Origin of the sequence: Mesorhizobium sp. M7A.F.Ca.US.007.01.2.1 (assembly GCF_003998165.1) — a bacterium.
Classification (GTDB): domain Bacteria; phylum Pseudomonadota; class Alphaproteobacteria; order Rhizobiales; family Rhizobiaceae; genus Mesorhizobium; species Mesorhizobium ciceri.
The window spans coordinates 19,126-28,303 of sequence record NZ_RZQP01000065.1 but is presented as its reverse complement, the minus strand read 5'-3'; the positions used below and the strand labels follow the sequence as shown (position 1 = coordinate 28,303).

14 protein-coding genes are annotated in these 9,178 nt (G+C 58.4%); 8 read left to right on the top strand and 6 right to left on the bottom strand.

All coding sequences use genetic code 11. The features are described 5' to 3' along the window. The 6 genes from EN949_RS14525 to EN949_RS14500 form a co-directional block, all read right to left on the bottom strand. Positions 1-480 (bottom strand): hypothetical protein (locus tag EN949_RS14525; protein ID WP_164782497.1); only part of this gene is annotated, 480 nt, incomplete at its 3' end. A 63-nt stretch (positions 481-543) separates the two neighbouring features. After that, positions 544-1,608, bottom strand: a complete 1,065-nt coding sequence (locus tag EN949_RS14520; protein ID WP_127365468.1) for an RES family NAD+ phosphorylase — start codon at positions 1,606-1,608, stop codon at positions 544-546. Positions 1,609-1,616: 8 nt separating this feature from the next. After that, a complete protein-coding gene (locus tag EN949_RS14515) occupies positions 1,617-2,561 on the bottom strand; it encodes a sce7725 family protein (RefSeq protein WP_127365485.1) in 945 nt (314 codons plus the stop codon). A gap of 5 nt (positions 2,562-2,566) precedes the next feature. After that, positions 2,567-3,454, bottom strand: coding sequence for a sce7726 family protein (locus EN949_RS14510; protein ID WP_127365469.1), 888 nt, complete (start codon positions 3,452-3,454; stop codon positions 2,567-2,569). 139 nt (positions 3,455-3,593) lie between these two features. Then, a complete protein-coding gene (locus EN949_RS14505; protein ID WP_127365470.1) occupies positions 3,594-3,818 on the bottom strand; it encodes a hypothetical protein in 225 nt (74 codons plus the stop codon). 5 nt (positions 3,819-3,823) lie between these two features. Next, the gene (locus tag EN949_RS14500) at positions 3,824-4,186 is read right to left on the bottom strand and encodes a hypothetical protein (protein WP_127365471.1); all 363 of its coding nucleotides are present in this window, start codon (positions 4,184-4,186) and stop codon (positions 3,824-3,826) included. 241 nt (positions 4,187-4,427) lie between these two features. Between EN949_RS14500 and EN949_RS14495 the strand changes: the two genes are divergently transcribed. The 8 genes from EN949_RS14495 to EN949_RS14460 all read left to right on the top strand — a co-directional run bounded on the left by EN949_RS14495 (position 4,428) and on the right by EN949_RS14460 (position 8,799). Beyond that, entirely contained in the window at positions 4,428-4,790 is a 363-nt protein-coding gene (locus EN949_RS14495) for an SOS response-associated peptidase family protein (protein ID WP_127365472.1), read from the top strand. Positions 4,791-4,972: 182 nt separating this feature from the next. Continuing rightward, entirely contained in the window at positions 4,973-5,236 is a 264-nt protein-coding gene (locus tag EN949_RS14490) for a hypothetical protein (protein ID WP_127365473.1), read from the top strand. 79 nt (positions 5,237-5,315) lie between these two features. Continuing rightward, positions 5,316-5,450: a YHYH domain-containing protein gene (locus tag EN949_RS37255; protein ID WP_206526564.1), complete on the top strand. Its 135-nt coding sequence runs from the start codon at positions 5,316-5,318 to the stop codon at positions 5,448-5,450. Between the two features lie 655 nt (positions 5,451-6,105). Further along, a complete protein-coding gene (locus tag EN949_RS14480; protein ID WP_127365474.1) occupies positions 6,106-6,606 on the top strand; it encodes a hypothetical protein in 501 nt (166 codons plus the stop codon). Positions 6,607-6,611: 5 nt separating this feature from the next. Continuing rightward, positions 6,612-6,947, top strand: coding sequence for a hypothetical protein (locus EN949_RS14475; RefSeq protein WP_127365475.1), 336 nt, complete (start codon positions 6,612-6,614; stop codon positions 6,945-6,947). 480 nt (positions 6,948-7,427) lie between these two features. After that, the gene (locus tag EN949_RS14465; protein ID WP_245458894.1) at positions 7,428-8,114 is read left to right on the top strand and encodes a thermonuclease family protein; all 687 of its coding nucleotides are present in this window, start codon (positions 7,428-7,430) and stop codon (positions 8,112-8,114) included. 205 nt (positions 8,115-8,319) lie between these two features. Continuing rightward, a complete protein-coding gene (locus EN949_RS35845; protein WP_164755151.1) occupies positions 8,320-8,481 on the top strand; it encodes a hypothetical protein in 162 nt (53 codons plus the stop codon). Between the two features lie 12 nt (positions 8,482-8,493). Further along, positions 8,494-8,799 (top strand): hypothetical protein, encoded by a 306-nt coding sequence (locus EN949_RS14460; protein WP_127365477.1) that lies wholly within the window; start codon positions 8,494-8,496, stop codon positions 8,797-8,799. Positions 8,800-9,178 lie beyond the last annotated feature (379 nt).

Sequence of the window (9,178 nt, the reverse complement as noted above, 5' to 3'; positions counted from 1 at the left end):
TACCGAGACAGTGTATCCACGCGGCGCGGCGGCTTCCGCCTGCATAGTGGAAAAATTGAAATGTGATGGCTGCGAACGAGTGTCTCCGGGCTCACGGCCGAGCCTAATGATCGGGGCGCTGCCGGCGATTGTCACGATGCCTGGCCTCGAACCATCCTCCTCGAATCCACTACCAGCCGCCGCCGCATCCGGCATCTCGACTTCGAATATCCATTTCGATCCGAGATTGATGCAGTCGTTGTGGCTGTTGATCACCTTGAGATGTGGCGGGTCCTGGTCTGATGGTCGAAGGACTGCCAGCACCCCGAGATGGTCGCCTTGATCGCTGATGAAATGCGATAGCACGGCATAGGCCGGTCGCCGCCGCTCTGAAGAGCTCAGCGCAATGAGATCGCCCTTCTCGCAATCCTTGAGAAGCCCTGTGCGAAACGGATTAATCAATTGCATTGTGTTGGCTCCTTCTATGGGACCAAACATCATCAGCTTGAGGTATCGTCAAGTGCGAAGCAAGGTCGAGTTGCCGGGCTGTCGCCCCGCCCGCCTTTATCCGTCGCCGCTTCGTGTTCTCCTGCCCGCGCCTGGTTCTACGGCTTGCGAGACTTGAACAGAGACTCGGTCGACGTTGTATATGGAAACGCCGCCGCCTTGGGCTTTGGTGGGATCGAACAGAGCCAAGTTGATGCCGTCACTGACTGAGCTGCGATAAACAACACCGTCGAAGCCGCTCTTTTTGATGAATTCGCAAAGATACTGGCTGGGTATGTAATCGATCGCGGCGCCCGACGGCAGGACGGGTCGGGTCAGCTCCTCACCGAGTCGCTCAAGAAACGGCAGATCTGCGCGCAGCTGGCCGATGGCGCCGGCATCTTCGAGGATGAAGGGAGACACAAGCTTGCGCGGATTGCGCAGATCGACAGCCTGGATTTCCGGAATTGTGAAATCCGCGACACAGGCGACCTCGCCTGTATGGGGTCGAATTTCTGCGGCCGCCGTCTCTGGCATTGATCCCAGGTAAAGATACGGGATACCTGCCGGATTGGCGCGACCGTGCGACGCCAGGCGCTTGGGTGGCGCGCCCATCTTGTCGATCTCATAGATTTCATCGCCGGCGCGAATCCTGGCGCGAAACCATTTCCGTGGCAGATCTGCGGCCGGGAGATGATCGAGGAGCTGGCGCAAGCGGTCAGTATCAAGGCTCATGTCCAGGAACCATCGATTCCGGTACATCATCTCGTCGCGCAGCGTCTCCCACTGCACCAGCCCTTCGCTTTTGTAGCTGGGCGATGGCACGAACGACGCGCGCACAATCTCGCCGTCGTCGAGTATCTCGGCGAGCAACTCCTTGGCGTGCGCGACGTCCATCGCTGGATGCGAGAACAGCTGCCAGTCCCCCTTCATCCACTCAGCGAGCGACTTGCCGTTCTCGCTTCGCTCATAGACGTTAACGACCAGCCCGAAAAAGGGTGCCAGCGCCAGCGGCTCAAGGAGGTCAACGTCGGGCGTGCCGCAGAAACTGCAGGTGCCGTGCTCAGGACCAAGGAATGGGAAGATCTGCTCACGCAGGCCGCGATCGTCGAAGCATTCCGGGCAGCATCGCCGTTTGGACATTTCCAGTCTCAGCCCAGATAGCCGGCGAGCGTCTCGATATGATGCTTCATCGCGAGTTTCTTAACATGGCCGAGGCCAGGGAAGTGGCCCTTCGCATGGAGGTCGCGAAACTCCTTGATCGCATCGGTCTCAAGCAGCTTGGAGTTTCCGGTGTTGAGCTTGTCGATGAGCTTCTTGAGCGCTTGCGCGAACTTGCCTGCCGGGTCGGTAGGCGTGTCGTTCGATGTCGAGACGAAGTGATAGATGTACATCACGTCGTCCTTGTCGGGATCAATGAAGGTGAGGTGGATCGCAACCGCATAGGCCGGGCCGCCGCTCTCGGAATAGCTATCCCCCACGACCAGGAAATCGCCAAAGCCGGCCATGTTCAGATCGCTGCTGTAAGTGAGGTGTAGCTCGGAGAATTCCTCGACAGGGGTCTTCGCATATTCAGCATTTTTTAGGCGCTTGAAGCCATCGCGTATGAGAACGCGCGTGCTGCCGTCGAAATGTTTGCGATAGAGCGTGTTCGCATGTTCCTCGATGAACACATGCTGCGAAGCCGGCAGGTCTTCACCGAGATATTCGGCCAGCGCCTTCTGTGACGTGAACCCAGCATGCACAAATGTCGGATTATGGTCCTTATGAGCTTCACAGGCGGCTATCGCCTGGGCCAAGGTCGTGTTGCTGCGCAGTAGGATGCCAGCAGAGATCGCGTCATTGCCGATATAGTCGGCCTGCAGCACTTTGGTTATGCCGACGCCATCTTCCTGATGGTCGCCATGATAGGGATTGACGACTACGATCGCTCGACCTCCGGCATCGCAGATCGTCTGCAGCGTCCTCTCAAGGCCCTTCAGGGCTTCCTTCACCGGCTCGATGATCGGTACGAAGCCGGCACCGGCCATCAGCCCGGCCGTCTCCCGGATCGTGATCAGTTCGAACTGCTTCCCCCGAAAATAAGGATTGTACATACGCGCTACGCCCAAGCCATCGCCGCATCGAGCGGTGTCGCCACGGCTTCGACGAGCCGGCCATGATCCGAGCGGCGAACCGGCACAGACAGGGCCGCGGCATGAAGTGAGGCCGGGAGCTGATCGACTAGATCGCTGAGCGACGCAAGACTGCGGGTGCGCTTGAGAGTGCTCACCATCTCGCTGTGGAGCGGAGCGGGCTCGAGCTTGGCGAAAAGGTCGCGCATGACGCCATGGCGCTGTGTGTTTGGCACTGCCGGCACGTCGAAGCCGAGCGCTTTCAGAATTGCAGCCGCCTCTGCCGACCTGAGCGATTCGAACACGGTCACCGGGCAGATGCGATCGGGTCGGTCGATTGCCTCTCGCTCGACTGAGACATGATAGCGCCGGGATAGGCACATGATCCCAACCTCGCCGGGGACGACCTGGCGCACGCCCTCTATGTGATCTTCGCTCGCGATGACGTTCACTGTCGCGAAGACCTTCTGGTAATTCTGAACCTGGTTCGCCAGCCGTGCCAGTGAGTCCCGCTCCGACTTGATCTCATAGACCGTGCCGGTCCCGTTGAGGATCACGAGATCAGCCTTGCACGTCCCGGCCCGAAACTCATTCAGCATGGATGCAGTGCGCAGCGAGTGCTTGCCCATCAATATTTTCTGGGTAAGTGCCGAACGGTAGACATACTCGTTGCGCATGCCGGCAGTCTTCAGCACGGCGAAAGCTGCTTCGAACGCGTCGCCGATCGTGGCATGGCTTTGACAGGGCGCCACGTCCACCGTGTGGCCCAACAGGCGCATCAAAAGCGGAGATCGCCCCTTCTTCGCCAGTTCACCGAACACGGTCGACGAAAACAGGCGAGTCAGTGCCGACAGCTGCGTCGTATTGAGTTCCACTTTCCCCCACGATCTGCCGGACTCAGCTTGCAGATTATCCGTTAGTCTACCTCAGACCGTCTATTATGGGAATCCGGCAAGATTTGAGTGTGCGAAGTTCATTTTGTGGCCTTCTCCGTATCGGCAGCAGCCCAAACAATCAACCTTTGCCTTTCGGGCGATCGTCCGGGAAGAAGAGGTTGAACGCAAAGAGACCGGCCAGAAAGACCACGAAGCTGATCAGGAACCCTTGGACCGTCATTCCGAAAAAATAGACCAGGACGAACACAGCGGCGAACAGTCCAAGGACGATTCCTATAGCGCCAAAAAACACCGATGCCCCAACTAGGACGATGACAATGACAAGCAAAAGGAATATCGCCATCGCCTCTACACTTTCGCCTTACGCCAGCCCGCCCACCACGCTTCCCATTGCGAGCAGAACCAGCGCTCGCCTCGGGTTGGATTGATGCGCGTCGCCAGATAGTATTCCTGGCCTGGCATGTGATAGATGCGCTCGCCCCGCTCGCTGATGTTGCCCTTGATGTCGCAGCCCACCTTGCGAACGGCAGAGTTGCTGGTCGACGAACCGTAGGAATGAACTCGGGGCAGATCATGCCGGACATCGACGGCAAAATAGGCCACGGAAGTGACAGCGAGCATCACCAGAACTGTGGCGAGACGATAGCGCAGAAGCGAGCGCCACCAAGGTCGTCGCCTCCGCAACCTGTTAGCATGAACAGAAGTGCCCATGACCCCTTCCCTAAAGGAAGAATGCGTCCTCTGACGATGAGAGTCCAGCGTCACCCCGCGGCGCTGTGGTGCACCTATCAGGTATCCAACCGCGCAGTGTAAAAACGACCTTAGCGCGCGCCTACGCCGGATCGTCTCGCCAAATCGGCACGCGATTGATTTTGATCACTACTAGCCGTCGGATGCGCAGTCCGACCGCCCCGCGCCCTGTGGGGGCAAACGCTTCAACGTCGAGTGAGCCGTGGTCTTTGCCGTTCTCGCATTTCATTCGGCGCGACAAAGAGTCGACGTCTACATCGCCAAAAATCTGGATGAGGTCATCTGGGAAATAGTTGCAGAGGGCACCAGCTGCACGATTATCACCGAGCCCTCAGCGGGGCCTGTCAGCCAGATACATGACCGCCAGCCGCTCATCCTCGATCCAGCCTACTACGACGCTTGGCTCGATCCCAAAACGCCCGCTGGCGATCTTAAGGACATTCTCAGCCACGACATTGATGGGCAGCTGCAGTTCTATCGCGTCGGTCGGGAAGTCAACGCTGCGGCCATCAACAAACAGCCCAACGATTACGCCGGGCTGATCGAGCCGATTAAGCTGCTATGAGCGACGAAATCAGACTGCCACGGCAAGACCATGTCACCGAGCCAGGATTTCAGCATCACTTCTGCGAGCATGCAGGCTGCGACAAAGATGCCGGCTGGGGTTTCGCGAAGCCAAAGCAGGCACCCCATTGGTTCTGTTTCGAGCACCGCGGCGACGGCGAGCGGTTCCTCTAGGAGATTTGAATGTCGGACAACGTGCTGCCTACCCACGCAAAGCCGAAGCTGATTGTGGTCGTTGCGTTTGATCGAGACGACGACGGCGAGCTTTTCACGGCATATGGTCCGACGGACCAGCAGAGCGAAGACCGCGCGATCCGCACTGCCAAGGGCCTTTCAGCCGGCCATGCTGGCGTCATTGCATGGAGCCGCGACGCAGATCCTGCGCTTGGTGACTACGGGCCGCCCACGACGCTGTTCGTCAGCGGCGAAGTTCCAGATATGGAATGAGCACTAAAAGACTCTCTTGCATGCGCTTGTGCCAGCGCCACAATAATGCTGTTTAGGAAAATACTTGGGGGGCAATATTATGAAAACAACATTCCTCACTGCTTTCGCGGTTGCATTTATGGCCTTCGCGGCAGAAGCATATGCTCACGGCGGTGACACAGATGCCAATGGCTGCCATACCAATCACAAAACCGGCGAATATCACTGCCACTGAGATGCTGAAAAACATACTGTCGACGCCGGCCGGCACGGTCCGGTTGGTGGCTGTTGTGACCGCCATAGCGATGATGCTGGCCGTTGCACACCGTGGCCCTATGGCTATTACCAACTGCTCCGCGTCGTCGGCTTTTTCGCCGGGGCCTACTGTGGCGCGATGGTCTGGCGCACTGGACCGCCAAACCGAAACCTAGCTTGGGCTCTCATCGCTGCCGCGGTGAAATTCAATCCATTCATGCCTGTCTATTTGCCGTGAGAGGTGTGGGCCATCATCGACGTCGCCGCCGCCGGCTTGTTCGCTTTTGCAGCTTATCGGTATCCTTCGATCGTTCGATAACGCCGGCCGTAGAGAAAACTAATCTGCGCAAACCCCGAAGCGGTCCCACGGACCGCCCACCATATTTTCTCGATGTCGTGGTCGCCTAGACCCCTTACCTATGGCGTCCAGCCCTTGCCTGGTCATTCCGTCAATTCGCTGTCTCGCATCTTCAATCCCACGGACCGATGGATAATAACGGGGCATCTCTGGCGTTACTGGCAAGTCTACGAACTGCCAGCAGGCGGAATTTGGCAGAATTTACCAGATTTGCTCTTCACTCTTGCGTCACTTTCCACTTTAGGCGATGCTAACTCGGCCTTGGGAGGGCTGGGGGATGAAAATAAAAGCATTTACGGCACTTGGTGCCCTGGCAGCGCTATGCGGCTGTCAAACAAGCAATCAAGCCGACTACATGCAAATAGGCTACGGGCCTAGTTTCGACGTCGCGCACGCCCAGTGCGAGATGCATAAGGGGTCGGTTGACCAAGGCTATATTGCTATCGGGTCTCCAGGCTTTGTTGCGGGGGCCGGAATCGGCAATGCCCTGGGCAACTTGGCTGCCGAAGACCAGTATATGAAGAACTGCCTTATCCTAAGCGGGTGGAAGCGTGCCCCGCATGGCCAGGGTGCCACGGCTGCAGCAGCCGTGGCTGCTGGCGCGCCACCCACACCCTATGGGATCCAGCGCGCACCTGGCAGCTGGATCAATACGGCACTGCTGGACTGGTCAGAAGCGAATAACAAGTGCGTCGCCGGCGACAAGGCCGCGTGTGGAACGCGAGCGAAGCTTGGTGCGCAACTGAGAGCCGCCGGCATAAACCCGGCGCCGGTCTAGGGGCAATGCAGCGGAACCTGGCGACCTGCCTTAGCACCGCTCTGGTACTGAGCGGCTGCGCAGCGGACTACCTCAATCACTACGACAGCGTGACGCTCACTGCCGGCGACGCCAATCGCGCCAACAGCCTCGCCCAGACGGTCGACCCATTCAATCCGAATAGCCAGAACACGCACATCGAGGGCGACGGGCAGCGCATTGCTGGTATCGTTCAACAATATCGGGGACCTGCCAATGCCGCCGCAGCCGGGGGAAACTGTCCGAAGGACGGCAGCATGGCGGCCGATGGTTCACGATGTGGTGGGCGCTCCGCCGAAAGCCGCCCAGGAGGAGCAATGTGATGAGCTTCCGATTTCGTCGCAGCTTCAAGATCGCCCCGGGCCTCAGGCTAAACGTTGGTAGGAAAAGCTTGAGTATTCGGGCCGGAGTCAAAGGCTTTGGCCTGACGTCGGGAACAGCCGGTAGCCGCGTGACTGGCGGAGTTCCGGGCACCGGACTCAGCTACAGGAAAAGGATTGGCGCGAAAGATACCGCGCCGGTAGTGGAAGAGGATGTGAGCCAAGCACCCGGGTCGCGCCCAAGTCATTTGGTCCGGCTATTCGTCGGGGCGTTCGAGGTGGTAGCAGGCATATTGCTCCTCGGACTCCTCGCACGATTGTTGGGATATTGACGGGGCCGCAAGCGTGGACAAATACCGATACGACAATCGTTCTGATCGCCGGCTAAAGCGAACCGGTGCCAAGCATAGCCGTGCGCGCCGATGGGCGAGCGTGCCGCGGCGTCTGATCTTAGTGACTGTGGTTGCGACTGGCGCACTGGTCGTGCAGACGGCCATCCAGCACAGCGAAAGTTTGCCAGAGATCAATGCATCGAACTGGTTCGGCTCGAAGCCGGCGCAGATCGCCGGTGTCGCGTCTGTGATCGACGGCGACACGACCGAGATCCATGGCCAGCGCATCCGCTTCAACGGCATCGATGCTGCCGAGAGCAAGCAATATTGCGATGACGCCAAGGGGTTCGAATATCCTTGCGGCCGACGAGCGGCCCAGGCGCTCGACAAGTTCCTTGCGGCCTCCAAGCCAGTGCAGTGCTCCTTTGTCTCCTGGGACCGCTATGGCCGCTTCGTAGGTAATTGCAGACGTGCGGACGGCACCAGCGTGGCATCATGGATGGTCGAGCATGGTCAGGCATTAGATTGGCCCCGCTACAGCCACGGGGCCTATGCAGGGCAACAGGCAAAGGCCGAGGCTGCGAAGGTCGGGCTGTGGGTCGGAAAGTTTCAGGCGCCTTGGGATTGGCGCGCAGGACATGCTGACAAGGCACCAGCGATAAGCCAGCCTCTCGGGATCATCAACAACCAAGTGGCGCAAAGCTATTCCTGTCAGCCGCGGCGAACCTGCCCGCAGATCGGTTCGTGCGAGGAAGCAAACTGGTATTTGGCCAACTGCCCGTGGGGCGGGAAGCTCGACCGCGACAGGGACGGCATCCCGTGTGAGAGCTTGTGCTGAAAAAGACAGCTGGAAGCTGCCAACGAAACCTAGCCTTGGGGACTTTCGAATGAGGATATGGTTGTCGTTTTTAGCTCTCTTGAGTTCTACAGCGCCCGTTTTGGCCGAGAGCGCATCGCAAAATTGCAAGATCTTGATAGGGCCGCTGTCGAGTTCAAACCAGTCGGTCCGGTATCTGTACGACGTTTTGAAGGAATCCGGCACAATGACTAGCTCTGTCGTCACGAACGGTTCGTTTGGGTCCGAAGAGTCTGCGTCGCTCCTTCAACTGGCCGATGCAATCCAAAAGCTGACCAACGAGATGGGCGATTACCTCATGGTGGCGGAAAACACTGAGGATACGATCCGCAGCTGCGCGCGCAAGTAGGAGCCTCTTCCGATGATTTCGAAACGTGCTCGAAAAACTACCGCATTTGCCTTAGTGGCGGTTCTCTCGCCGTCCTTGGCATTTGCGCAACTCGGTCGCGCCCCTGACGGAGAACCGGCGGAGATAGCCCAGCAGATCATTCAGGATAATTTCTCCGCCGGCACTTGCCCCCTAGTGATCGACGCTCGCCGCCTCGGCGATGGCACGATTACAGCGATGTGCAACAACGAAGAGACTTTTCGAGTCTTTTCGTTGGACGGAAACGGGGTGGCGATGAGATGCGCAGCAGCTAGAGAGATGGGGATTTCAGGCTGCTAGGAGGACGAAGCAGGCTGGTGAAAAATATCGCACCCAAAAGGGACCGAGCCCCCAGCGCGCCCGACATGATCTGTTCCGCGCATCAGCCGCTTGGTCCAAGGGAAAGGCATCAAACTTGACTTCATGGGACCACGCGTCGCCCACGGAAGGTTTCTCGACGAGCGTTGGCGTCGGGAGAGGAATGAACGACAACCGCCCCACACACGCTTAAGCATCTGAACTCCCAGCAACTCCTTGCGCAAAGCTGCCGTTCATCTCAGACGCACGAGAATGACCTTAGTGTGAAATTCGGTTTTTGCACTGAGTCCCGTCGCTCCCGGCGCAGCCAAGGTTACACAACAACTGCGATCTGATTGCCTTGGCCGAGATCTAGATGCAT